We start from the raw sequence: 23,606 nt of genomic DNA, 5'->3' as shown, positions 1-23,606 counted from the left end.
CAGGATGCTGCCGCGCGCCGCGTCACGCAGCCGCGTGACCTCGGCGGTGTGCGCGTCGAGGGTCCGCAGCGGGTCGGCGAGCACCGGGCGCGCCCGCAGTGCCGTGAGCAGGCGCTGCTCGCGGTCGACCCAGCCGGCGAGGGCGCGTCGCGCCCGGTCGCGCAGCCCCGCGATGCGTGCGGCTTCCTCGGCGAGGTCCGGCACGAGCCTGCGGCCGGCCTCGGTGGGCGTCGAGCAGCGGACGTCGGCGACGTGGTCGACGAGCGGCGTGTCCGGCTCGTGCCCGATCGCCGAGACGACCGGTGTGCGGCAGGCCGCGACCGCACGGCACAGCGTCTCGTCGGAGAACGGCAGCAGGTCCTCGACGCTGCCGCCGCCGCGGGCGAGCACGATCACGTCCACCTCGGCGTCACGGTCCAAAGTGGACAGCGCTGTGAGGATCTGCGGGACGGCGGTCGCGCCCTGCACGGCGACGTTGACGACCCGGAACCTCGCGCCCGGCCAACGGTTGCGCGCGTTCGTCAGCACGTCCCGCTCGGCCGCCGACGCCCGCCCGGTGATCAGTCCGATCTTGTTGGGCAGGAACGGCGGCCTGCGTTTGCGCCGCGGGTCGAACAACCCCTCGGCGTTCAGCAGCTTCCGCAGCCGCTCGATCCGCGCCAGCAGCTCGCCGATGCCGACCGCGCGGATCTCGTCCACCCGCAGGCTCAGCGTGCCGCGACCGGCGAAGAACGTCGGCTTCCCGTGCACCACGACGCGGCTGCCGTCGGTCAGCGGCGGCTCCATGCCGCGCACCAGCCCGATCGGACTCGTCAGCGACATCGACATGTCCACCGACGGGTCGCGCAGCGTCAGGAACGCCGTCGAGGTGCCGGGTCGCGCCGACACCTGTGTGATCTGCCCCTCCACCCACACCGCGCCGAGCCGGTTGATCCACTCGGTGATCTTGCGCGCGACCGTCCGAACGGGCCACGGCTGCTCCGGCGTGGACGGGGCGTCCGACGACGTCACGACTGCGCGCGCACGGTGGCGATCCGCCGGTTCAACATGCCGGTGAACTGCGGCCGGTCGTCGTGCGCCCGCTCGTAGGCCAGCAGCTCCTCCAGGTCCTCGACGGACAGCACCCGCAGCCGGGCCCGCAGCTGCGGCAGCGTCAGGTCGTCGTAGACGGGCAGCGCGGCGGGCGGCTCGGCCGCTATCGCGCGCTCCTCCTCGGTCCACGGGTCGTCGTCACCGCTGTCCGGTGTGTCCTCCGGCGGGTCGACCGGTGCGCTCCGGGGTGTGTTCGACGCCACCACCGGGGGACTCTCGTCCTCGTCGAACGTCGCCCATTCGGGTTCATCTTCCGGAGGGCGCATCCCGGACAGCACGTCGTCACCCTTGATCGCGAGCTCGGTGACCTGTTGTTGGAGGCGCATGGAGAGTTGCAGCGCCTCGCTCACGACCGTCACGGGCAGGCCCGCGAGCTGCTGCGGGAGCAAACGGGCCCGCTCGACGGCGGTGACCGCGAGGCCTGCCGCGATGCGGACCGGCAGCGGCAATGGCTTCATGGGTCCAGCTTCCCGCACTTGGGTGCCCGGTGCCTACCTCCAGCACGCGTGACGCTGCGCATTTCGGCCTCTCAGCGGTGCCCCCGTACCCTGGGAGGCATGACCGCACCCGCTGAGACCTCCGCTGGAAAACGCGTGCTGCTGGCCAAGCCGCGCGGCTACTGCGCGGGTGTCGACCGTGCGGTCGTCGCGGTCGAGAAGGCCCTGGAGCAGTACGGCGCGCCCGTGTACGTGCGCAAGGAGATCGTCCACAACAAGCACGTGGTCGAGACCCTGAGCGACCGAGGTGCCATCTTCGTGGACCAGACCGAGGAGGTGCCCGAGGGCGCGCTCGTCGTGTTCTCGGCGCACGGCGTGTCCCCGGCGGTGCACGAGGAGGCCGCTTCCCGGTCCCTGCGCACCATCGACGCCACGTGCCCGCTGGTCACGAAGGTGCACATGGAGGCGAAGCGCTTCGCGCGCGACGACTTCGACATCCTGCTGATCGGCCACGAGGGTCACGAGGAGGTCGAGGGCACGGCGGGCGAGGCTCCCGAGCACATCCAGCTCGTGGACACGGCCGAGGACGTGGACAAGGTCGTCGTGCGCGACCCGTCCAAGGTGATCTGGCTCTCGCAGACCACGTTGTCGGTGGACGAGACGATGGTGCGGGTGAACCAGCTCAAGGGCCGCTTCCCGGAATTGCAGGACCCGCCGAGCGACGACATCTGCTACGCGACGTCGAACCGGCAGACCGCCGTGAAGACGATGGCACCGTCGTGCGACCTGGTGCTGGTGGTGGGGTCGAAGAACTCGTCCAACTCGGTGCGGCTGGTGGAGGTGGCCCTCCAGTCCGGGGCCAAGGCCTCCTACCTGGTCGACTACGCCAAGGAAGTGGACGAGGCGTGGTTGGAGGGCGTTTCCACGGTGGGCGTGACCAGCGGGGCTTCGGTGCCGGACATCCTGGTCATGGAGCTGCTGAAGTGGCTGGCTGAGCGCGGGTACGGGGCTGTGGAAGAGATCACCACGGCGAACGAGACGATCGCGTTCGCGTTGCCGAAGGAAGTGCGGCAGAGTCGGGTTCGTTGATCTTGTTGCTCTAGTTCCAGCGGGGTGTGGCCGATGTGACTCGGGGCCCCTCGATTTGCCCCCTTGTCGAGCTAAAAGGGCAGGTGGGAAGCCCTTGCCCGACAAATTTCAAGGGGCAGACCCCCAAGTAGCATCGGCCGCGCCACAGGGCACTCGTCCCACCGAGGTGCCGGCCCACCAGCCTCTGGCTGCTTGAGTTTGGCTTTGGGCCCCGGCCCCAACTCATGCCCCGCGCACGACTTCATCTCCGGTGCTCTGCTCTTCCGAACCCTTTCCCGGCCGCGCCCCGGTGTTGTGCGCACGTCGTGGCCTTGGGGGTTGTCAAGGCATCTTTCCCGCCTTGGCAACCCCCACGCGGCCATCGAGACGATTGCGCCATCGGGGTGAGACCGAACGGCCGAAAGCGTCAGTCGTCATCTCGGGGCCGAGGCCGCCGAGGCGGCACGGGCCGCTCCCCACGAGCCTGCCGAGGCGAGGACGGCCGATCACCGGGCGGCGGGGACGCGGCCCGGCGCCGCTCACCCTGAGCAGGCCGGGGCCGAGCCCGCCGCTCATCGTCGCCAGCGGGCGCTGGCCGCTTCCCCTCAGCGGGCGCGGGCCGCCGCCGAGGCCCGGTGTCCTCACGGGACCGCGCCTTCTCAGCCACGGGCTTGGCGACGGGCCGAGACGGCTTCTCAACCCGCTCGGCCCGCTCCCCGCGATCAGCCCGCTCCGCCCGATCGGCCTTCTTCACCTCACGGGCCTCGTCACGCGTCACCCGGTTCGGGTCCCGCTGCCGGAACACCCTCGCCACCCCGACCAGCACGGTGCAGATCGTGGTCACCGCCATGGTCGGGAACCCGTTGATCAGCGGTTTGCCGAGCGTCAGCGCGAGGCTGCTCAGCCCACCCGTCGCGGGCATCCCCTGGACCACCACGACGACCAGCGGCACCACGATCGCCAAGATCAACGGGGGTTGCACGACCGGACCGAACATGCTTCGGCGTTCAACGAACACGATCGCGCCGACGCACCCCAGGAAGAACAGGACGGTGAAGATCCACCCGACCGTCTTCGTCGAGTTCACGTCGATGAACGTGCCGATGATCGCCAGCACGAACGCGATGGCCACCGCCGCCCACCAGGGCAGGCCTTTGAAGTTGCCGAAGAGGGCGCGATCGTTCCAGGCGACGTCGTCCGAGTAGTCCTCGTCGTCGTCCAGCTCGCTTAGCCGCTCGCGCGTCACCGTCACGCACTCTCCTTGCTCGGCATCGTCCACGGAAGGGGCACACGGTAGTCGGTGCCGTGTCAGCGCACGCTACGGCCGTGAACGTCCCTCGTGAACATTCACGCCCCACGCGTCTCGAAGGATGCACGGAGTCCGAGATCGGGACGGCGGGCGAGCGTGACGAGAACCACTGATCGTGACACGGCCAGCCACAACACTCGATCAGGCGACACGCCGACCCGGTGGTGCTCGGCACTGTCGGTGCTTGGTCATAGCGTTGCCCCATGCGTCTGCTGCACACCTCCGACTGGCACGTGGGCCGCACGTTCCACGGTCGGGACCTGCTCGCCGAGCAGGAGGCGGTGCTCAGCGGGCTGGCCGACCTGGTGGTGACCGATCGGGTGGACGTGGTGGTCGTCTCGGGCGACCTGTACGACCGGGCGGTGCCGAACGCCGAGGCGGTGCAGACCTGCACCCGCGTGCTCGGCCGCATCAAGGCCGCAGGCGCCCGCATCGTGATCACGCCCGGCAACCACGACTCCGCGGCGCGGATCGGGGTGTTCGGCGAGTTCACGGCGGACGGCGGGCTGCACACGCGCACCCGGATCGCCGAGCTGGACCAGCCGGTGCTGCTTCAGGACGCGCACGGGCCGGTGGCGCTGTACGGGATCCCGTTCCTGGAGCCCGAGCCCGCGCGGCAGGCGCTGGACGTGCCCGAGGCGCGCGGCCACGCGGGCGTGCTGTCCGAGGCCATGCGGCGCGTGCGCGCCGACCTCGACACCCGGACCTCGACGCGGTCGGTGGTGCTCGCGCACGCGTTCGTGTCCGGTGGCGCGAGCAGCGACTCGGAGCGGACCATCGCGGTCGGCGGCGTGCAGGACGTGGCCACGTCGGTGTTCGACGGGGTCGACTACGTGGCGCTGGGCCACCTGCACGGCCCGCAGGTGCTGTCGGAGCGGCTGCGGTACTCGGGCAGCCCGATGGCGTACTCGTTCTCCGAGGCGGGCCAGGTGAAGTCCGTCTGGCTGGTGGAGCTGGACGAGGGCGGGCTCGCGGGCGTGGAGCGGCGCGAGCTGCCGGTGCCCCGCCCGCTGGCGGTCGTGACCGGAGCCCTGGACGACCTGCTGGACGACCCGGCGCACGACGCCGTGCACGACAGCTTCCTGTCCGTGGTGCTGACCGACCCCGTCCGCCCGCTGGACTCGCTGCGGCGGCTCCAGCGGCGCTTCCCGCACGCGGTGCACGTCGAGTGGAAGCCCGCGGGCGGGCGTGAGGCGGCGCTGCGGTTCGCGGTGCGCGGCCGGTCGGACGAGGACATCGCCTGCTGCTTCGTGGACGACTGCCGCAACGAGCCGCCGAACCGGCGCGAGCAGGCCCTGCTGCGCGAGGCGTTCGCCGCCGCGGCCAGGGAGGCCCAGTGAGGCTGCACAGCCTGGAGCTGGCGGCCTTCGGGCCGTACCCGAAGCGCGAGACCGTCGACTTCGACGTGCTCGGCGCGGACGGGCTGTTCCTGCTGCACGGCGACACCGGGGCGGGCAAGACGACCCTGCTCGACGCGGTCGCGTTCGCGCTGTTCGGCAAGGTCCCCGGCGCCCGCGGCGACGTGAAGAGGCTGCGCTGCGACTACGCGGACCCCGACGTGCGCACCGTCGTGGTGCTGGAGCTGACGGTGCAGGGCAGGCGGCTGCGCATCGAGCGCAGCCCGGAGTACCTGCGGCCGAAGAAGCGCGGCGAGGGCTTCACCAGGGAGCAGGCCAAGGCGACGCTGACGTGGGTCAGCGGGTGGCGCGGCGACGGGCACACCCGCATCGACGAGGTGGCGCTGGAGGTCGAGAACCTGCTCGGGATGAACGCCGAGCAGTTCTTCCAGGTCGTGCTGCTGCCGCAGGGCGAGTTCGCCCGTTTCCTGCGCGCGGACACGGCCGATCGCGAGAAGCTGCTGGAGAAGCTGTTCGGCACGCAGCGGTTCCTGGACGTGGAGAACTGGTTCCGCGCCCGCCGGACGGCCGCGGGGCAAGCCCTGGAGCAGCACCGGCAGGTCGGGCGCGCGCTGGTGCAGCGGGTGTCCGAGGCCGCGGGCGAGGAGGCGCCGGAGGTCGGCGACGAGGAGTGGCTCACCTCCGTGCTGAAGCGGCTGGACGCGGTGCTCGGCGACGCCGAGGCCGTGGCGCGCTCGACGGCGACCGCCCGCGAGGCGGCCGAGGGCGCGCTGGCGTCGGTCCGCGTCGAAGCCGACCGGGTGCGCAGGGTGCGCGCGGCCCGGCGGGCGCTGGACTCGTGCGAGGAGGCCGAGCCGCGGCGCCTGGCGTGGGTCGCCGAACGCGGGGCGGCCCGGCGGGCGGCCCCCGTGGTGCCGTCGCACGACGCGACCGTCCGACTGGGGCGGTCGCTGCACGCGGCCAGGGCCGCGGAGGCCGCGGCGTTCTCGGCCCTCGCCGGGTACACCGGCACCGACCTGCGCGGCGATTCCGAACGGCTGCGCGAGGAGGCGGGCGGGCTGAACCAGCTCGCCGCCGAGGCCGAGCGGCAGCGGCGCGACGCGGAGCGGGTGGTCGCGCTGACCGCCTCGCGGGAACGGCTCGAACGGCGGGTGGCCGCGGTCGACCCGACGTTGCCCCAGCAGGTGGCGGCGGCGCGCGCGGCCGTGGAGGAGTCGGCGGTCGCGGCGGCCAGGCTCGCCGAGGTGGCGGCGCGGGCGGACGCGGCCCGGCGGCTGCCCGCGGCCGAGCAGGCGCTGACGGCGGCCGGGGACGGCGTCCGCGCCGCGATCGACGAGCACCAGGAGGCCCAGGGGCACCTGCTCGACGTGCGGCGGCAGCGGCTGGACGGGATGGCCGTCGAGCTGGCCGCCGCGCTGGCCCCCGGCAGGGCGTGCCTGGTGTGCGGCTCGGCCGAGCACCCGGCGCCCGCGCGGCCGGTGCTGGACGCGGTCGGGGCTGCGGACGAGGAGCGGGCGGCCGAGCGCGAGCAGGCGGCGGCCCGGCGGCGCGGCGTGGCCGAGCAGGAGCGGCTGGCGGCGGAGCACCGGGTCGAGTCGCTGCGCGAGGTGATCGACGACCGGCCGCTGGGCGACCTGCTGCGGGAGCACGAGGAGACGTCGGCACTGGCCCGCCAGCGGTCGGCCAGGGAGTCTGCGCGGCGCGAGCTGGAGCGGCGGCTGGAGGAGACCACCGCCGCGCGCGCCGCCGCCGAACGCGACCTCGTGGAGGTGTCCACGCAGCTCACGGCGTTGACGGAGACCGTGACGGCGCGGGCCGAGCGGCTGGACGAGGCGCGCGGCGACTTCCCGGACGTGCTGGCCCGCCGGGCGCACCTGCTCGACCTGGCCGACGCGCTCGTGGAGGCGGCGAACCGGCGCGCGGCCGTCGCCGACGCGGAGGCGCGCCTGGAGGAGCAGCGGGTCACGACGTCGGAGCTGGCCGCCAGGGCCGGGTTCGCCGACGTCGAGGAGGCGCTGTCGGCCGCCCGGACCGACGCGGCGCTGACCCTGCTCGACCAGCGGATCACCTCGCTGGACAACACGCGGGCGGCGGCGGCGTCCGCGCTCGCCGAGCTGGCGGACGTCGACCCGGACCTGGACGTCGACGTGGAGGGCGTGGAGGAGCGGTTCCGGGCGAGCCGCGAGGAGGCGCAGCAGGCCGCGTCGGCGCTGTCGTCGGCCCGGACGGCGCTGCACCGGGTCGAGGAGCTGGCCGCGCGGCTGCGGGCGCGGTGGGTCGAGTTCGAGCCGGTCGAGGCGGAGTTCGCCGAGCTGGACGCGCTGACGGACGTGATCAACGGGCGCGGGCAGAACCACCGGCGGATGACGCTGCGGACCTACGTGCTGGCGTCGCGGCTGGAGGAGGTCGCCGTGGCCGCGAGCACGCGGCTGGAGCGGATGAGCCAGGGCCGCTACCGGTTCGTGCACTCCCTCGAAGCGGGCGCGCGCGGCACCCGCGGCGGGCTGGGGCTCGACGTGCTGGACGACTACTCCGGCCAGCAGCGGCCCGCGAAGACCCTGTCCGGCGGCGAGTCGTTCCTGGCGTCGCTGTCGCTCGCCCTCGGGCTCGCGGACGTGGTCGCGGCCGAGACCAGCGGCGTGCTGCTGGACACCCTGTTCGTCGACGAGGGCTTCGGCACGCTCGACGCCGACACCCTCGACCTGGTGATGAACACGCTCGACGAGCTGCGCGCGGGCGGGCGGGTCGTCGGCCTCGTGTCGCACGTCGAGGAGCTGCGGCAGCGCATTCCCACCCGGTTGCGGGTCCGCAAGGCCCGGACCGGCTCGACGTTGCAGGTCACCGCGTAGACTTCCCGTTCGTGAGTTTGACCCTCGGCATCGTCGGCCTGCCCAACGTCGGCAAGAGCACCCTGTTCAACGCGCTGACCCGCAACGACGTGCTCGCCGCGAACTACCCGTTCGCGACGATCGAGCCCAACGTCGGTGTCGTTCCGCTGCCCGACGAGAGGCTGGCGAAGCTCGCCGAGATCTTCGGGTCCGAGAAGCTGGTGCCCGCCGTGGTGTCGTTCGTCGACATCGCGGGCATCGTGAAGGGCGCCTCGGAGGGTGAGGGGCTCGGCAACAAGTTCCTCGCCAACATCCGCGAGGCCAACGCGATCTGCCAGGTCGTCCGCGTCTTCGACGACCCCGACGTCGTGCACGTCGACGGCCGCATCGACGCGAGCAGCGACATGGAGACGATCAACACCGAGCTGATCCTCGCCGACCTCCAGACGTTGGAGAAGGCCATCCCCAGGCTGGAGAAGGAGGCGCGGACCCAGAAGGACCGCCGCCCCGCCCTCGACGCCGCCCAGAAGGCCAAGGCGATCCTCGACAGCGGTCGCACGATGTTCAGCGCGCAGTCCGAAGTGGACAACGACCTGCTGCGCGAACTCAGCCTGCTGACCACCAAGCCGTTCCTGTACGTCTTCAACGCCGACGAGGGCATCCTCACCGACGACGCGAAGATGAAGGAGCTGCGCGAGCTGGTCGCCCCCGCCGACGCGGTCTTCCTGGACGCCAAGGTGGAGTCGGAGCTGCTGGAGCTGGACGAGGAGTCCGCCCGCGAACTCCTGGAGTCCATCGGCCAGCACGAACCGGGCCTGTACTCCCTCGCCCGCGCGGGTTTCCACACCCTGGGCCTCCAGACCTACCTCACGGCGGGCCCGAAGGAAGCCAGGGCGTGGACCATCCCGCAGGGCGCGACCGCCCCGCAGGCGGCGGGCGTGATCCACACGGACTTCGAGCGCGGCTTCATCAAGGCCGAGGTCGTGTCCTACGACGACCTGGTCGAGTCGGGCTCCAAGGCCGCCGCGAAGGCGGCGGGCAAGGTCCGCATGGAGGGCAAGGACTACGTGATGGTCGACGGGGACGTGGTGGAGTTCCGCTTCAACGTCTGACCCCGCGTTCCACGACGGCCGTCACGCGACTCGCGTGGCGGCCGTTCGCGCGTCACGGGCCCCGCCCCGCGGCGGTCCAGCAGCCAGTCGGTGAGCAGGAGGAGCAGCAGGGGGCTGAGCCAGACGCCGATGCTCGCGGTGCTGAACGTCAGCATCTCCCGGCTGCCGCCGAACGTGGTGTCCAGCTGGGGCGTGAGCACGATCGTCGCCACCACGGTGATCACCCGGCTCAGGACGATCGACATGGCGAGCGCGAAGCTGCGGGACATCCACCTGCGGTGGTCGCCGAAGCGGCGCTGTCGGGCCGCGCGCAGGCCGATGAGCGTGACCAGGAGCCACAGCGCGGAGCCCACGAGGTTGGCGACCCGCACGGACGGGCCCGCCGCGGTGTGCCAGCCGATGTACAGCCCGAGCAGCCCGGCGGGCAGCACCCCCGCGTAGACGTAGACCCGGCCGGTGATCCGGTGGCCGCGCCGGTGGCGGGTGCGGAACGCGGGCCAGACCTGGAAGCACGCGGTGACCATCGCGACGGTGCCGAAGAGCACGTGCGCCACCAGCAGCGGGTGGTACAGGTCGTTGCCCGGCGGCGCGGGCAGGCGGGAATCGGCCGGGTCGCCGGTCAGGTAGGGCGGTACCGAGAAGACCAGGAAGGCCGCCGCCACCAGCATCAGCGGCGCGATCCAGGGGCGGCGCCACCAGGTCTGGGCTGGTCTGGGCGTCGGGGTCGTCGGCGAGGTCATGGTGATCCGTTCACGGTGGGGAACAACTACGTACAACATACATAAAAACGTATGACATACGTAGTTTTAGGATGGTCCACGACGACGAGGACGGGACGGCGGATGACGACACGCGACGACAGGGGCTCGGACCTCCAGCGCAGCCTCGCGCTGCTCTGGGCGGGGCGCTCCCGCGGCAAGCGCGGGCCGCGACCCCGGCTGACCGCCGAGCAGATCGCGCGCGCCGCGATCCGGATCGCGGACGCCGACGGCCTGGAGGCGCTGTCGATGCAGCGGATCGCCTCCGACCTCGGCTTCGCGACGATGTCGCTCTACAACCACGTCGCGAGCAAGGACCTCCTGCTGGAGGTGATGGTCGACGTCGCGGCCGGGAAGCCGCCCGACCTCGGCGGGGCGTCCGACCTCCGCCCCGCGGTCCGGCGCTGGGTCGCCGCGCTGTGGGCGGGCTTCCGGAGCCACCCCTGGCTGCTGCGCGTCCCGCTCGACCACACGCCGATCGGTCCCAACCAGCTCGCCTGGCTCGACCGCCTGCTGCGCCCCCTGCTCGGGGCCGGGCTGGCGGCGGGCGAGGCGCGGGCGGCGGCGCTGCACCTGACCGCGGTCGTGCGCGGCACCGCCCAGATCAGCCTGGACATGGGCAGCGCGCACAAGACCGACGGCGGGCGCCCGCGCACCGAGGCCGAACTGGTGCTGGCCCTGTCCGACCTGGTCACCGCGGACGACTACCCGGCACTGGCCGCCGTCCACGCCGCCGAGACCGCCGACCACGGCGCGGAACCGCTCGGCGAGGACGCGCTGCCCGCCGAACTGGCTTTCGGCGTCGACCGCTTCCTGGACGGCATCGAGGCGTGGACGGCTGAGCGGACCGGGTAGTCGTCCGCGGTGACCGGACGGCGGCGGCCGGTCCGGTGGCCCGCGAAACGAAATGATCACCGTGGCGATGGACAGGTATGACCCAGCCTGGACTGCTGCCCGCCCGTTCCGCCGACGGCCGCACGATGATCGGCCACGTCGTCGTGTGCCGGACGGCCGGTGAGGTCGCCGTCGCACACCTCGGCGTCGACGGCGTGACGACCGGCGAGTGGGTGGCGCCGGTCGGGGAATCGCTGCTGGAGCACTGCGCGGGACGCGCGCTGCTGGCGTGGGACACCGCCGAAGCCGTGGCGGTCGTGCGCGAGTGGGCGTTGGCCGAGGGGCTGACGGAGGTGAACCCGGTCACCGTCACGCTGCCCGAGGTCGTGGCCGAGGTGGCCGGTGCTCGGGACGCGTACGCCGCCGTGGTGGCCGAGCAGCAGGCGTCCCGGTTGGAGTCCGGTGACCTCCGCTGGCCGGTGACGCTGCCGGACCCGCTGCCCGCGACCCTGGAGGACCTGCGGCGGCGGGCGAGGATCGTGGTGCCGTCGGACGTGTCCGAGGCCGTGGCTCAAGCCCGGTTGATCTGCGGGCTCGGCGAGTGGGTGGTGCGGCGCTGGCAGGAGAACGCCGACGTGCTGGACCGGCGCGAGCACCTGCGGGCGGTGTTCGGGGAACCGTCGTTGTTGGCCCCGCTGTGGGAGGAGCTCGTGGCCGAAGCCGCGGCGGGGCGGGAGTAGGGCCGAAGGCATGGGGGCTGTCCCGAGAAGGGACAGCCCCCATGGACGACCGACTAGTGCAGCTGGTGGCGGTCGCGTGCGGCCAGGGCCAGCACGCCGCCAGCGGTGAACAGCATTCCGACAGCGGCGACGAGCGCCACCACGATGTCCGCGGTCATGATTCTCCCCGTGGTTGTGGACTCCCACCTGTCATGACGTTCGGGTACCCACTTTTTGCTCCCCGAGTCGGCTACTTCACACTGGAAATGTCGCCAACCCCGAGGAGGCCCCGCGTGTGTCCGCGCGCCGTGGAAGCTCGCGTGCTCGCCGTCGCGCCGTGGCTGCTGGTGTTGTCCCTGCTCGGACAGCTGACGATGGTCGCGTTCCAGACGCAGATGACCATGATCGACCTGATGGTCTACCGGAACGGGTCGCCGGAGATCTTCACCGGTCTGCTCTACGAGTGGCGGCTGAGCGAGTTCTCGGACAAGTTCGCGCTGCCGTTCACGTACCCGCCGTTCTCGGCGTTCGTGTTCCTGCCGCTGTCCTGGGTCCCCTGGGGCGTGGCGCGCTGGTTCTGGCAGATCCTCTGCCTCGCGTGCCTGTACTGGTTGATCCGCACGGCGCTGAAGATGATCGACGCCGAGCACCTGTCCCGCCGCGCGATGCTGTGGACGGCGCTGGCGATCTGGGTCGAACCGGTGCGCACGACCCTCAACTACGGCCAGATCAACCTGCTGCTGGCCGCCGTGCTCCTCGCCACGATGGCGAGTTCCCGCCCCTGGGTGGCGGGGTTCGGCGTCGGCCTGACCGCGGGCATCAAGCTGACGCCCGCGGTGTCGGGCGTGTACTTCCTCGGCACCAGGCGGTTCGCCGCGGCGGTCTGGTCGGTCGTGGCGTTCGCGCTGACCGTCGGGTTCGGGTTCCTGATCGCGCCGCAGCTCTCGAAGGAGTACTGGTTCCACCTGCTCGGTGACGCCTCGCGGGTCGGACCGGTCGGGTCGTCGATCAACCAGTCGCTGCGCGGCGCGCTGTCGCGGACCGTCGGCTACGACGTGCAGACCGGCCCGATCTACCTGGTCGCGGTCGCCGTCGCCGTGGTGCTGCTGGTGTGGGCGCTGCGGGAGGCGTTGCGGGCCCAGGAGACGCTGGCCGCGATCGTCGTGGTGCAGGTGTTCGGGCTGCTCGTGTCGCCGATCTCGTGGAGCCACCACTGGGTGTGGGCGGTGCCCGCGCTGATGTGGCTGCTCTACGGATCGGCCAACCGCAACAGGCTGGTCAACGCCACCGCGATCGTCTGGGTGCTGGCGATCGGCAGCTTCCTGATCTCGTTCCTGCTGATCTGGCAGGACTCCATCTGGACCATCCCGCGCCCCTGGTGGGAGTCGCTGCTGGGCTGGGTCTACCCGGCCGCCGGCGTGCTCACGCTGGTCGCCGTCGCGGTCGGTCTGCGGGCCAGGAACGCGGACCCGCGGACCGCGGAGGAGACCAGCAGCCCGGCGTCCGAGCCGCAACCTGCTGACCGGCGGTGAGGTAGGCGCCCACGGCGAACGCGGCGCTGTCGCCCGCGGGCCGGTGCGAGCCGCGCGCGTGCTCGACGCGCAGCGGGCTGTCGGCGGGCAGCGCCAGCACGGCCTTCGCCAGCCCCGACACGGCGAAGCCGTTGGCCTGCGCGCCGCCGACCCGCAGCCCGGTCACGTCGCTGAACAGCCGCCTCGACGCGTCGCGGAACAGCGTCCGCGACGCGTCGAGCAGCGCCTGGTCCGCGTCCACCACGCCGATCCGGGTGAACGACGGCAGCGACGTGGTCAGCGCGTCCGGAGGCGGCGGTGATCTCACCGAACCGCGTCCCCGACGATCGCGCAAGGGCCTGAAGCGACCACGCTGAGCTGCGACAACGTTCGGTTCACCGTTCTCGCGCGAGCCGCCGACCGGTCAGCCGAGGGCGTCGATCACGCCGTCGATCTCGTTGGCCAGGCTGATGTCGAGCGCGGTGACACCCCCCTTGGAGTGCGTGCTCACGCGGAACGTCAGCGTCCGCCAGCGGATGTCGATGTCCGGGTGGTGGTCGTCGTTCTCCGCGATCTCGGCCACCCGGTTCACCACCTGGATCGCCTGCGCGAAGCTCTTCAGCTCCACGATCCGCATCAGCGAGTCCTCTTGCGCGCTCCAACTCGGCAGGCTACGCAGCGCCTCGGTCACCTGGTCGTCGGTCATCAGTTCGGCCATGGCCCTGATGGTCCCACCGAGTCGCGTACGCTGCCGCTTACCACGGGAGTCCGGTACTGCGCCGGGCTGAGAGGAAGGCGCGCGAGCCTTCGACCGTCCAACCTGATCCGGATCATGCCGGTGTAGGGAGAGACCTGATGCTTCGCCGAGTTCTGACCGCTGCCGCCTGCCTGTCGCTGGTCGCGGGGTGTTCCCTGGGCGGCGGCGAGTCCGCGCCCGCCGCGGGCGAGCGCGTCGTCACGCTCGTGACGCACGACTCGTTCACCGCCAGGCAGGAGACGCTGGACGCCTTCAAGGCCTCCTCCGGCATCACGATCAAGCAGGTCGCCAGCGGTGACGCGGGCGCGCTGACGAACAAGCTGGTGCTCACCAAGGCCAACCCGATCGGCGACGTCGCGTTCGGCGTCGACTCCACGTTCGCCTCGCGCGCGCTGACCGAGGGCGTGTTCGCGGAGTACGCGAGCCCCGAGGCGACCAAGGGCGCGCAGCGCTACCAGGTCGACGGCGGCGACAAGCTGCACGCGGTCGACGTCGGCGACGTGTGCCTGAACGTCGACATCGCCGGTCTCGCCGCGAAGGGCGTGCCGGAGCCCACGTCGTACGCCGACCTGATCGACCCGAAGTACCGGGACATGCTCGTCGTCGAGGACCCGGCGACCTCCTCGCCCGGTCTCGCGTTCCTGCTCGGCACCATCGGCGAGTACGGGGCCACGGGCTGGAGCGACTACTGGACCAAGCTCAAGGCCAACGGCGTCAAGGTCGTCAGCGGCTGGGAGGAGGCCTACAACCAGGACTTCTCCGGCTCCGCTGGCAAGGGGCCCCGCCCGATCGTCGTGTCGTACGCGTCCTCGCCGTCGGCCGAGATCGGCGAGGACGGGAACCCGCGCACCAAGGCCGTGCTGGACACCTGCTACCGCCAGGTCGAGTACGCGGGCGTGCTGGCGGGCGCGAAGAACCCCGAGGACGCCGAGAAGGTGCTGGACTTCCTGCTCTCCGAGCAGTTCCAGGCCGACGTGCCCGAGCAGATGTACGTGTACCCGTCGCGCGAGGGCGTGACGCTGCCCGAGGCGTGGACCAAGGCCGCGCCGCTGCCGACGTCGCCGCAGACCCTGCCCGCCGACCAGGTCAGCGCCAACCGCGAGCAGTGGGTGTCCCAGTGGCGCACGCTCGTAGTGGGCTGATCTGGGCGTTCGCCGCGCTGGTCCCGCTGCTGTTCCTCGGGGTCTTCTTCGCGTGGCCGGTGCTCGCGATCGTGCACCTCGGGTTGCGCGACGGCGGGGTCGGCGAGGTGCTGGCCGCCGCCGGCACGTGGGAGCTGGTCGGGTTCACCCTCGGCCAAGCCGCGGCGTCGACGGTGTTGGCGCTGGTCGCGGGTCTGCCGGTGGCGTTCCTGCTGGCTCGCTGCGAGGTCGCGGGCACGGGGTTCGTGCGGGCCGCGGTGATGGTGCCGTTCGTGCTGCCGACCGTGGTGGTGGGCCTGGCCTTCCGGGCGCTGTGGCCGGACGGCGGGGTGCTGCCGATCGTGCTGGCCAACGCGTTCTTCAACGTCGCGGTGGTGGCGCGGACCGTCGGGGGGCTGTGGGCGCACACCGACCGCCGCGCGGAGGACGCCGCCCGCGCGCTGGGCGCGTCCCGCCCGAGGGCGTTCGCCTCGGTCGTGCTGCCCGCGCTGCTGCCCGCCATCGGATCGGCGGCCTCGGTGGTGTTCCTGTTCTGCGCCACCAGCTTCGGGGTGGTGCTGGTGCTCGGCGGGGCCCGCCACCGCACCCTGGAGACCGAGATCTACCTGCGGACGGTGGAGCTGTTCGACCTGTCCGGCGCCGCCGCGCTGTCCCTGCTCCAGTTCGCCGCCGTGCTCGCCGTGCTGCTGCTCGGCGGGCTGGCGCGCAGGCGCCGGGAGACGGCGCTGTCGCTGCGCGGCCGTGCCGAGGTCGTGCGCAGGCCCACCGGCGGCGAGTGGGGTGTGGTCGCGGTGGCGTTCGCCGTCGTGCTCACGCTGCTGGTTCCCGTCGTCGGCCTCGTCGTCCGCTCCCTGTCCACGGTGGACGGCTGGAGCCTCGCGGGCTACCGGGCGCTGACCGGCACGGGGGAGCGCGGCACCCTGGCCGTGTCCGGGGTCGACGCGGCGGTGAACTCCCTGCGCACCGCGACGGACGCGACCCTGCTGGCGTTGACCATCGGCGTGTTCTCCGCCGTCGTGCTGGTCGGCCTGCGCCGAGGCCGAACCCCCCTGGGCATCGGCGAGGTGCTGGACACCGCGTTGATGCTGCCGCTGGGCGTGTCCGCGGTGACGGTCGGCTTCGGCTACCTGATCACGATGGACGCGCTGCCCGGCGACCTGCGCACGTCACCCGCGCTGGTCCCGCTGGCGCAGGCCCTCGTCGTGACACCGCTGGTCGTCCGGATCGTGCTGCCGGTGCTGCGCGCCGTCGACGAACGGCTGCGGCAGGCCGCCGCGACGCTCGGCGCGAGCCCGTGGCGGGTGTGGCGCGAGGTCGACCTGCCGCTCGCAGGCCGGTCGCTGGCCGCCGCGGCCGGGTTCGGGTTCGTGGTGGCGCTGGGGGAGTTCGGCGCGACCAGCTTCCTGGCGCGGCCGGACGCGCCGACGCTGCCGATCGTGATCGCCCGGCTGATGTCGCGGCCCGGCCAGCTCAACAGCCAGATGGCGTACGCCGCGTGCGCGCTGCTGATGGTCGTCACGATCGCCGCGGTGCTGCTGATCGAGAAGCTGCGCGTGCCCAGCAGTGGGGAGTTCTGATGTCGTTGCGGCTCACCGGGGTCGGCGTCCGCTACGGCGCCGTCACGGCCGTGTCCGGTGTGGACCTGGAGGTCGCGGACGGGGAGGTCGTCGCGCTGCTCGGCCCGTCCGGCTGCGGCAAGTCGACGCTGCTGCGCGCGGTCGCGGGCCTGGAACGGCCCAGCGCGGGCGCGGTCCGGTGGGACGACGAGGACCTGGCGGGCGTCCCGGTGCACCGCAGGGGATTCGGGCTGGTGTTCCAGGACGGGCAGCTGTTCCCGCACCGGGACGTCGCGGGCAACGTGGCGTTCGGGATGCGGATGCACGGCGTGGAGACCGAGGCGCGGCACAAGCGCGTCGCCGAACTCCTGGACCTGGTCGGCCTCGGCGGCTACCAGAAGCGCAAGGTCACCGAGCTGTCCGGCGGCGAGCAGCAGCGGGTCGCGCTGGCCCGCGCCCTGGCCCCCCGACCCCGGTTGCTGCTGCTGGACGAACCCCTGTCGGCGCTGGACCGGGCGCTGCGCGAGCAGTTGGCCGTCGACCTCGCCCGGCTGCTGCGCGAAGCGGGCGCCACGGCGCTCGTCGTCACCCACGACCACGACGAGGCGTTCACGCTCGCCGACCGGGTCGCCGTCATGCGCGCGGGCCGCATCCGGCAGGTCGGCCCGCCCACCGAGGTCTGGCGGTCGCCGGTCGACGTCGACACGGCGAAGTTCCTGGGCTGCGGCAGGGTCCTGCCCGCCGCCGCGGCCCTCGACCTGCTGGGGATCACCGTTCCGGGCCGCGTCGGCCTGCGGTCCACGGCGCTGCGCGTCGACTCCGACGGCCCGCTGGACGGCCTGGTCGAGGAACGGGTGCACCGCCGCGACCACGTGCGGCTGCTGGTGACCGTGCGGGGCGAGGAGTTCGAGGCGGTCGCCCCGATCGCCGAGCCACCCGCGCTCGGCGACCGGGTGCGCCTCTCGGTCGACCCCGACGGGCTAGCCGTCCTTGGTGACCAGGCGGATGGCGGCCAGTGACAGGCCGATGAGCAGGTAGCACGCGGCCAGGCCGGTGCTGTTCCACAGGCCGTCCACCGGCATCGGGTCGCGCATCACGTCGGCGAGGCCGTCCCACGCCGAGGTGATCAGGTACGGCTGGAGCCAGTCCAGCGCGCTGAACGCCCCGAGCACGGCGAACACGATGATCCCGGCCATGGTCGCGGCCATCACCACCAGCGGGTGCTCGGTGCACGCGGAGATCGCCAGCGCCACGGCCGCGACGGCCCACACCTGGAACGTCACGAGCAGGATCGTCAGCACGATCCGGCCCAGCGCCGCGCCGACCGACAGCGTCGTGCCGGACACCGTGAGCATCCCGTCCATGCCGAACAGGACCACACCGGTGATCGCGCCGACGAGGGCCATCAGCGTCACCGCGAACAGCGACATGACCGCGATGCCGAACGCCTTGATGCCCAGCAGCCGGAGCCGGCCGACCGGCGCGACCATCAGGCCGCGCAGCGTGCCGCTGTTCGCCTCACCCGCGAGGCCGTCGGCCGCCCAGATCGCGCCGACCAGCGGCAGCAGCAGCGGCAGCGACAGGAACAGCGTGAAGATCGGCAGGACGAGGCCGTTGCCCGCGATGATCGCGGCGAGCCCCGGCCCGGCCGGGCCGTCGGTGTTGTCGACGGCGAACCACAGGCCTGCACCGGCCAGGATCGGGACCACGCACAGCAGCCCCAGCCCGATCACCGTGCGCGGGCGGCGCAGGATCCACCGCAGCTCCGAGCGCAGTTGCCGGGTCAACGGGGCGCGCGTGGCGACAGCCGTGGTCATCGTGCCCCCTCGATGGTGTCCACTGAGGACAGGTGCTCGGATTCCCCGGCCTCGGTGAGCCGCGCGAACAGCTCTTCGAGACCGGTGCGCTGGCGGACCGCCTCGTGGATCTCCACGCCCGCCTGCACCAGCGTCTGGAAGACCGCGGGTGCCGTCGTGCCGATCAGCTCGACCCGCACGCCCTCCTCGGACGGGCGGGCGGAGATCCGGGCGGCGCGCAGCGCGGTCAACGCGGTGTCCACGTCGGACGTGGTCACCTGGAGGGCCGTGCTGTCGGACTGCAACAGCTCGGCCAGTTCCCCCTGCGCCACCACGGTTCCCCGGTGCAGCACGGCCACGTGCGTGCACGTGGCCTCGATCTCGCTCAGCAGGTGCGACGACACCAGCACCGTGCTGCCCGCCGCGTGCAGGTCGCCGATGACCTTGCGCACCTCGCGCGTGCCCGCGGGGTCGAGGCCGTTCGTCGGCTCGTCCAGCACGATCAGCCTGCGCGGCACCAGCAGCGCCGCCGCCAGCCCGAGCCGCTGCTTCATGCCCAGCGAGTACCCCCGGTACCGCCGGTGCGCGGCCTGCGCCAGCCCGACGCGCTCCAGCGCGTCCTCCACCGACTGCTTGACCGCCCCCGTCGCCAGCAGCGGTTCGAACGCCGCGACGCGCCGCAGGTTCTCCCGGCCCGACAGGAACGGGTGGAACCCCGGCCCCTCGACCAGCGCACCGACGTGCGGCAGCGCGTCGGCCGCCCCGTCGGGCAGCGCCCGCCCGAGCAGCTCCACGGTGCCCTCGGTCGGCTTCACCAGCCCGAGCAGCATCCGGATCGTGGTCGTCTTCCCCGACCCGTTGGGCCCGAGCATCCCCATGACCGCGCCCTCGGGCAGGTCCAGGTCCACCCGGTCCACCGCGACCGTGCTGCCGTACGTCTTGCGCAGACCCCGCGTGCGAGCGGCGAGGACCGGGGTGGAGCCCGCCGGAGCGGACTCCACCCGTGCGCTGGTCGAAGTGGTCACTTCACCTGGCCGATCGCCTCGGTCAGCACCTGCTCCGGAACGGCGCCGAGCGCGACGCGCCCGTCGTCGGCCAGCAGGACGTTGCCGATCTTGCTGCTGATCAGCGTTCCGCTGCCCCACGCGCCGCTGACCGGCTTGCCGAGCTGCTTGAGCAGGTCCTGCGGGTTGCCCGCCTGCTCACGGCCGGGGCCGCGGCGGTCGGACTCCTCCTCGGCGGGCAGCTGCATCCCCGCCAGGGTCTCCGCGGGGGTCCTGGCGACGACCACGGTGTCCCAGCCGTCGCCGATGATCTGCGGCGACGCCTCACCCAGGGCCTTCTCCGCCTGGGCCTTGTCCTGCTCGGACGGGGCCTCCGCCTCCTTCTCGTCGACCTTCGCGCTGGCCGACGGGGTGAACTGGAACAGACCCGCGTCCTGGGCGCCGACGGTCAGCTCCGAGAAGCCGACCTGCACGGCGGGCTCGTCGGTGCCGTTGGTCAGCAGCGACACCCGCAGCGGCAGCCGCAGCTCCGAGTCGACCGCGACGCGCACCTCGCGCAGCACCGTCCGCTCGGAGGGCTTCGGCGTGAGCACCAGCTCGTACGCCGAGCGGTTGGCCACGCGGGCCGTGCCGTCGACGGTCACGGTGCTGGTCTTCTCGATCTCCGACACCACGTCCCGCGCCACCTGGAGCGGGTCGGCGGGCTTGCCGTCCTCGCCCAGACCGAGGCCGAGGCCCAGGTCGTGGTCGGGCTTGGCGTCCGCCGAGCCGCGCGGCGTCCTGGTGACGCTCTGCGTCTCCGAGTTCCACGCCCAGATCGTCGTGCCGTCGTCGACGATGGTCCGCTCGGAGTCGCCGGTCGGCAGCGAGACCCGCGACCGGCCCTGGCCGTCGGTCCACATGCGGACCTGGCTGGCGCCGTCGGACAGCTGCGGCAGACCGGCGATGGCCGGGATGCCGAGGCTGTTGTTCACGTCCACCGTGCCGCCGAACGCGGCGGGCTTCGCCGTGAGCACCGATTCGACGAGGGACTGCGCGTCGACCTGGGGCAGCACAGGCGCGGGCCCCGCACCGGCGGGCATCGCCAGCGCCCCCAGACCCGCGACCCCGGCCACCACCCCGGCCGCCGCTACGGCCACGGTCACCCTTCTCCTGTTCATGTCCCCTCCTCCTGCCGTCCGGCCGTGTGCCGTTCGACACCACCGACAGTGCCCGGACCACGCTGAGATCGCGCTGAGAGCCTGAGAGACCGCTGAGATCCCCAGCCGATTGTGCTCCTCAGGCGGCATGCTTGCGGGTGTGAGACCACGGGTGCTGGTTGTCGACGACGAGATCGGTGTGCGGCGGGCGCTGGAGCGTGGCCTGTCGGCGGAGGGCATGGAGGTCGTGACCGCCGCGGACGGCCCCAACGCGCTGCGCGTGGCGCTGACCGGCGCGTTCGACGTCGTGCTGCTCGACATCATGCTGCCCGGCCTGTCCGGCTACCGGGTGCTCCAGCGGATGCGGGCCGAGGGCGTGCGCACACCGGTGCTGATGGTCTCGGCCAAGGACGGCGAGGTCGACCAGGCCGACGGGCTCGACCTCGGCGCCGACGGCTACCTGGTCAAGCCGTTCTCGTTCGTGGTGCTGGTCGCCCAGGTGCGGGCGCTGCTGCGCCGCAACTCCGGCGGCGGCTCCCGGCGCAGGCTCAAGCTGGGCGAACTGGTCGTGGACCGCGGGCTGCGCGAGGTCACCTGGGCGGGCGCGCCGGTCGCGCTGAGCCCCCGCGAGTACGCCGTGCTCGACGTCCTGGCGGGCCGCGCGGGCTCCGTCGTGACGAAGGACGAGCTGCTGCGCACCGTGTGGGGCGACGAGCAGGCCGCCACCCGCAACGCCGTCGAGGTGTACGTCGGCTACCTGCGGCGCAAGCTCGACGCGATGGGCGCGGGCGAGGTCGTCCGCACGGTCCGCGGCCACGGCTACCTCGCCTCCACCGCCGACCTCGACGCGGCGCTCGGCGCGACCGCGCAGCGGGCGGCTCGTAGGTGAACCCGCGTCGGTGGTGGTTCCGGCGCACGCTGCGCTTCCGGATCACCGTGGTGGCCACCGGCGTCGCGTGGCTGTGCCTGATGGCGCTGACGAGCCTCGCCCCGAGCCTGATCGCCCGCGTGCAGATCAGCGCCGTCGACTCCGAGCTGACCAAGGCCGTCGCGCTCGGCTCCGGCCCGTCCGTGCGGGTGCTCGACACGGCGGGCGCGCCGCTGGACGGCCTTCCCGCGCCCGACCTGACGCCCGCGGAGGTGCGGACGCTGAAGTCCGGCAGGCCCGTGCTGCGCGAGGACGGCGTGAGCGCGATGCGCTGGCTGGGCCGCGTCGACACCGCTCCCGACGGCACGCCGAGGCTCATCGCCGCTGGTGACACGCTCGTCGGCTACAACGGCGCCAACGACCTCGGCACCAGGTGGCTGGCCGTCGCCACGGCACTGGTCGCGCTGCTGGTCGGCATCGCCACCTGGCTGTCCGTCCGGTCGTCGCTGCGCCCGGTCGAGCGGATGCGCGTGGCCGCCGCCCAGCTGCCCCGCGGCCAGCGCCTGCCCGTCCCGGAGTCGCAGGACGAGCTCCAGGCGCTCGCGGAGGCGTTGAACGGCCTGCTCGCGCGGCGGGACGAGGCCACCGAGCGGCTGCGCAGGTTCACCGGCGACGCCGCCCACGAGCTGCGCTCACCCGTCACGTCGGTGCGCGCCCAGGCCGAGGTCGCCGTCGCCCACCCGGACCCGGACTTCTCCCTGGAGGTCCTCGAATCCGTGGTGGAGGAGTCCGAGCGCCTGTCGGAGCTGGTCGACGCCCTGCTGATCCTGGCCCGCGCCGACAGCGGCGAACTCCCGCGCGCCGAACCCGTCGACCTCGCCCTCCAGGTGCACTCCGCCGTCGACCGCATGCCCCCGCACGACCTGCTCGTGCAGGTCGCGGCCCCGATGAGCGCCTGCATGGTGTCCGCGACCCGCACCGAGGTCGAACTGGTCGTCGACAACCTCGTCCGCAACGCCTCCCGCTACGCGACCAGCCTGATCCGCATCTCGGTGCTGCCCGCCGTCCGCGAGATCCGCCTCGTCGTGGACGACGACGGCCACGGCATCCCGCCCGAGCACTGGGCCCGCGTGTTCGACCGCTTCTACCGCGTCGAGGAGCACCGCGGCCGGGCCAGCGGCGGGTTCGGCCTCGGCCTGGCGCTCGTCGCCCACCTCGTCCGGCAGCGCAGGGGCTCCGTCCGGGTCCTCGACTCGCCCCAGGGCGGCGCGCGATTCGAGATCCGTTGGCCCGCTTACCGTTGATTTCACAGGTGAATGGCAGTATTCGGCCGTGCCCGATCTCCGTGCGACCACGCTCGTCGAAGCGCCCGTCCGAACCGTCGCGGGCGCTCTGCTGGACGGTCGCCTGCTGGCGTCGTCCGTGCGCGGTCTCGGCGTCCGGATCTCCGGGGGTTCCGGCATCCTGCACGTGGGGGCGGAGCTGTCCGGGTCCGTCGGTCCGGTGCGCGGGAAGCTGGTCGTCACCCGCGCGGACGTGACCGGCGTGGCGGCGGAGCTGGTCGACGGCCCGCTGCCGATGCTGGCGCTGACGACGGACCTGGTGGAGACCGGCGGCGGCACGCTCGTCGTCGACGCCGTGGAGTGGATCAGCCCCGGCGGCCCGTTCGGGAGGCTCGCCGACGTGATCGTGGGCCGGGGGCTGGCGCTGAACATCCTCGAAGCACGGGCGGGTGCCGTGTCCCGGCGGGCGTCGCAGCTGGTCAACGCCGACGTGGTGGTCGGAGCGGCCATCGTGCGGGACGGTCTGCTGCTGGTGCAGCAGCGGGACTTCCCGGTGGAGGCGGCCGGTCGGTGGGAGGTGCCCGGCGGTCGCGTCGACCACGGTGAGAGCGACGGCGAGGCGCTGGCGCGGGAGTGCGCCGAGGAGCTGGGCGTGGAGATCGTGGTGGGGGAGCAGGTCGGGCCGGACGTGCCGCTGCGGGCCGAGCTGCTGCTGAGGGTGTTCGCGGCGACGCTGGGCTCGGGCGAACCGGAGGCCCGCGAGCACCGGGCGGTGCGGTGGGTCGGGCCGTCGGACCTGGACGGCCTGGACTGGCTGCCCGCCGACCGCGTGCTGGTGCCCGGATTGCGGGACCTCCTGTCCTCTGCCTAGGGACCAGGTGGCGGGACCGAGGATGACGTCGCCGACGCGGCTCGTGCCGCGTCGGCTCGTGGACGACCCGGCGCGCGAGACGCGCGGACCGGAGATCCGCTCGGCGGCCGGACCGCCGAGCGGCACGGTCCTGGCGCGGCTGGAGAGCAGGTGGGAGGACGTCG

The 23,606-nt window shown here is 72.8% G+C and carries 22 protein-coding genes; 13 read left to right on the top strand and 9 right to left on the bottom strand.

Annotated elements, in window-relative coordinates:
* Nucleotides 1–1,011, bottom strand: a 1,011-nt coding sequence (xseA, locus tag AC156L_RS30330; protein ID WP_484407495.1) for an exodeoxyribonuclease VII large subunit, incomplete at its 3' end; no start/stop codon positions are given.
* Nucleotides 1,008–1,550: a lipid droplet-associated protein gene (locus AC156L_RS30325; RefSeq protein WP_330878269.1), complete on the bottom strand. Its 543-nt coding sequence runs from the start codon at nt 1,548–1,550 to the stop codon at nt 1,008–1,010. The genes xseA and AC156L_RS30325, both read right to left, overlap by 4 nt.
* Nucleotides 1,551–1,649: 99 nt before the next feature.
* On the opposite strand from AC156L_RS30325, the gene AC156L_RS30320 reads away from it, so the two are divergent.
* On the top strand, nt 1,650–2,618 hold the full coding sequence (locus AC156L_RS30320) for a 4-hydroxy-3-methylbut-2-enyl diphosphate reductase (RefSeq protein ID WP_330878270.1): 969 nt from the start codon (nt 1,650–1,652) through the stop codon (nt 2,616–2,618).
* A gap of 406 nt (nt 2,619–3,024) precedes the next feature.
* Here the strand turns inward: AC156L_RS30320 and AC156L_RS30315 are convergent, their stop codons facing one another.
* On the bottom strand, nt 3,025–3,849 hold the full coding sequence (locus tag AC156L_RS30315) for a DUF6542 domain-containing protein (protein WP_330878271.1): 825 nt from the start codon (nt 3,847–3,849) through the stop codon (nt 3,025–3,027).
* Between the two features lie 260 nt (nt 3,850–4,109).
* Here AC156L_RS30315 and AC156L_RS30310 point away from each other — a divergent pair, with 260 nt between their 5' ends.
* The 3 genes from AC156L_RS30310 to ychF are packed head-to-tail and all read left to right on the top strand — an operon-like array spanning nt 4,110 to nt 9,204.
* Nucleotides 4,110–5,246 (top strand): exonuclease SbcCD subunit D, encoded by a 1,137-nt coding sequence (locus tag AC156L_RS30310; RefSeq protein WP_330878272.1) that lies wholly within the window; start codon nt 4,110–4,112, stop codon nt 5,244–5,246.
* Nucleotides 5,243–8,113, top strand: coding sequence for an SMC family ATPase (locus AC156L_RS30305; protein WP_330878273.1), 2,871 nt, complete (start codon nt 5,243–5,245; stop codon nt 8,111–8,113). The genes AC156L_RS30310 and AC156L_RS30305 overlap by 4 nt, the downstream gene beginning before the upstream one ends.
* Before the next feature lie 11 nt (nt 8,114–8,124).
* Entirely contained in the window at nt 8,125–9,204 is a 1,080-nt protein-coding gene (gene ychF / locus AC156L_RS30300; protein WP_330878274.1) for a redox-regulated ATPase YchF, read from the top strand.
* On the opposite strand, the gene AC156L_RS30295 is transcribed toward ychF, so the two are convergent.
* Nucleotides 9,156–9,944, bottom strand: a complete 789-nt coding sequence (locus tag AC156L_RS30295; RefSeq protein WP_484407493.1) for a DUF2306 domain-containing protein — start codon at nt 9,942–9,944, stop codon at nt 9,156–9,158. The two genes, ychF and AC156L_RS30295, sit on opposite strands and share 49 nt — an antisense overlap.
* Nucleotides 9,945–10,046: 102 nt before the next feature.
* Between AC156L_RS30295 and AC156L_RS30290 the strand changes: the two genes are divergently transcribed.
* The 3 genes from AC156L_RS30290 (at nt 10,047) to AC156L_RS30280 (ending at nt 13,047) form a co-directional block, all read left to right on the top strand.
* A complete protein-coding gene (locus tag AC156L_RS30290) occupies nt 10,047–10,817 on the top strand; it encodes a TetR/AcrR family transcriptional regulator (RefSeq protein WP_330878276.1) in 771 nt (256 codons plus the stop codon).
* A 77-nt stretch (nt 10,818–10,894) separates the two neighbouring features.
* Complete coding sequence (locus AC156L_RS30285) at nt 10,895–11,536, top strand: DUF6218 family protein (RefSeq protein WP_484407492.1); 642 nt, start codon at nt 10,895–10,897, stop codon at nt 11,534–11,536.
* A 299-nt stretch (nt 11,537–11,835) separates the two neighbouring features.
* Nucleotides 11,836–13,047 carry a mannosyltransferase gene (locus AC156L_RS30280; RefSeq protein ID WP_330878278.1) on the top strand — a complete coding sequence of 404 codons (1,212 nt, stop codon included), beginning with the start codon at nt 11,836–11,838 and terminating at the stop codon, nt 13,045–13,047.
* Here AC156L_RS30280 and AC156L_RS30275 read toward each other — a convergent pair.
* Entirely contained in the window at nt 12,938–13,354 is a 417-nt protein-coding gene (locus AC156L_RS30275; protein ID WP_330878279.1) for a hypothetical protein, read from the bottom strand. The two genes, AC156L_RS30280 and AC156L_RS30275, sit on opposite strands and share 110 nt — an antisense overlap.
* Nucleotides 13,355–13,450: 96 nt before the next feature.
* The gene (locus AC156L_RS30270) at nt 13,451–13,744 is read right to left on the bottom strand and encodes a 4a-hydroxytetrahydrobiopterin dehydratase (protein ID WP_330878280.1); all 294 of its coding nucleotides are present in this window, start codon (nt 13,742–13,744) and stop codon (nt 13,451–13,453) included.
* A gap of 137 nt (nt 13,745–13,881) precedes the next feature.
* Between AC156L_RS30270 and AC156L_RS30265 the strand changes: the two genes are divergently transcribed.
* The 3 genes from AC156L_RS30265 to AC156L_RS30255 are packed head-to-tail and all read left to right on the top strand — an operon-like array spanning nt 13,882 to nt 17,500.
* Entirely contained in the window at nt 13,882–14,925 is a 1,044-nt protein-coding gene (locus AC156L_RS30265; RefSeq protein WP_330878281.1) for a thiamine ABC transporter substrate-binding protein, read from the top strand.
* Nucleotides 14,889–16,502, top strand: a complete 1,614-nt coding sequence (locus AC156L_RS30260; RefSeq protein ID WP_414719992.1) for an ABC transporter permease — start codon at nt 14,889–14,891, stop codon at nt 16,500–16,502. Before AC156L_RS30265 ends, AC156L_RS30260 begins: the two co-directional genes overlap by 37 nt.
* A complete protein-coding gene (locus AC156L_RS30255) occupies nt 16,502–17,500 on the top strand; it encodes an ABC transporter ATP-binding protein (RefSeq protein ID WP_330878283.1) in 999 nt (332 codons plus the stop codon). The genes AC156L_RS30260 and AC156L_RS30255 overlap by 1 nt, the downstream gene beginning before the upstream one ends.
* On the opposite strand, the gene AC156L_RS30250 is transcribed toward AC156L_RS30255, so the two are convergent.
* The 3 genes from AC156L_RS30250 to AC156L_RS30240 are packed head-to-tail and all read right to left on the bottom strand — an operon-like array spanning nt 17,462 to nt 20,441.
* On the bottom strand, nt 17,462–18,298 hold the full coding sequence (locus AC156L_RS30250; RefSeq protein WP_330878284.1) for an ABC transporter permease: 837 nt from the start codon (nt 18,296–18,298) through the stop codon (nt 17,462–17,464). The genes AC156L_RS30255 and AC156L_RS30250 overlap by 39 nt on opposite strands.
* Nucleotides 18,295–19,302, bottom strand: a complete 1,008-nt coding sequence (locus AC156L_RS30245; RefSeq protein WP_330878285.1) for an ABC transporter ATP-binding protein — start codon at nt 19,300–19,302, stop codon at nt 18,295–18,297. The genes AC156L_RS30250 and AC156L_RS30245 overlap by 4 nt, the downstream gene beginning before the upstream one ends.
* Complete coding sequence (locus AC156L_RS30240; RefSeq protein WP_330878286.1) at nt 19,299–20,441, bottom strand: LolA family protein; 1,143 nt, start codon at nt 20,439–20,441, stop codon at nt 19,299–19,301. Before AC156L_RS30240 ends, AC156L_RS30245 begins: the two co-directional genes overlap by 4 nt.
* 127 nt (nt 20,442–20,568) lie before the next feature.
* Between AC156L_RS30240 and AC156L_RS30235 the strand changes: the two genes are divergently transcribed.
* From AC156L_RS30235 to AC156L_RS30225, 3 genes are read left to right on the top strand one after another with little or no spacing between them, the layout of a single operon-like run.
* Nucleotides 20,569–21,309 carry a response regulator transcription factor gene (locus AC156L_RS30235; protein ID WP_330878287.1) on the top strand — a complete coding sequence of 247 codons (741 nt, stop codon included), beginning with the start codon at nt 20,569–20,571 and terminating at the stop codon, nt 21,307–21,309.
* Entirely contained in the window at nt 21,306–22,592 is a 1,287-nt protein-coding gene (locus tag AC156L_RS30230) for a sensor histidine kinase (RefSeq protein WP_330878288.1), read from the top strand. Before AC156L_RS30235 ends, AC156L_RS30230 begins: the two co-directional genes overlap by 4 nt.
* Nucleotides 22,593–22,620: 28 nt before the next feature.
* Entirely contained in the window at nt 22,621–23,442 is an 822-nt protein-coding gene (locus tag AC156L_RS30225; RefSeq protein WP_484407489.1) for an NUDIX domain-containing protein, read from the top strand.
* Nucleotides 23,443–23,606 lie beyond the last annotated feature (164 nt).

The sequence above is a fragment of the Umezawaea sp. genome (assembly GCF_057122925.1).
Note: the sequence above shows the minus strand (reverse complement) of the source record. Positions and strands in the feature narration are given on the sequence as shown.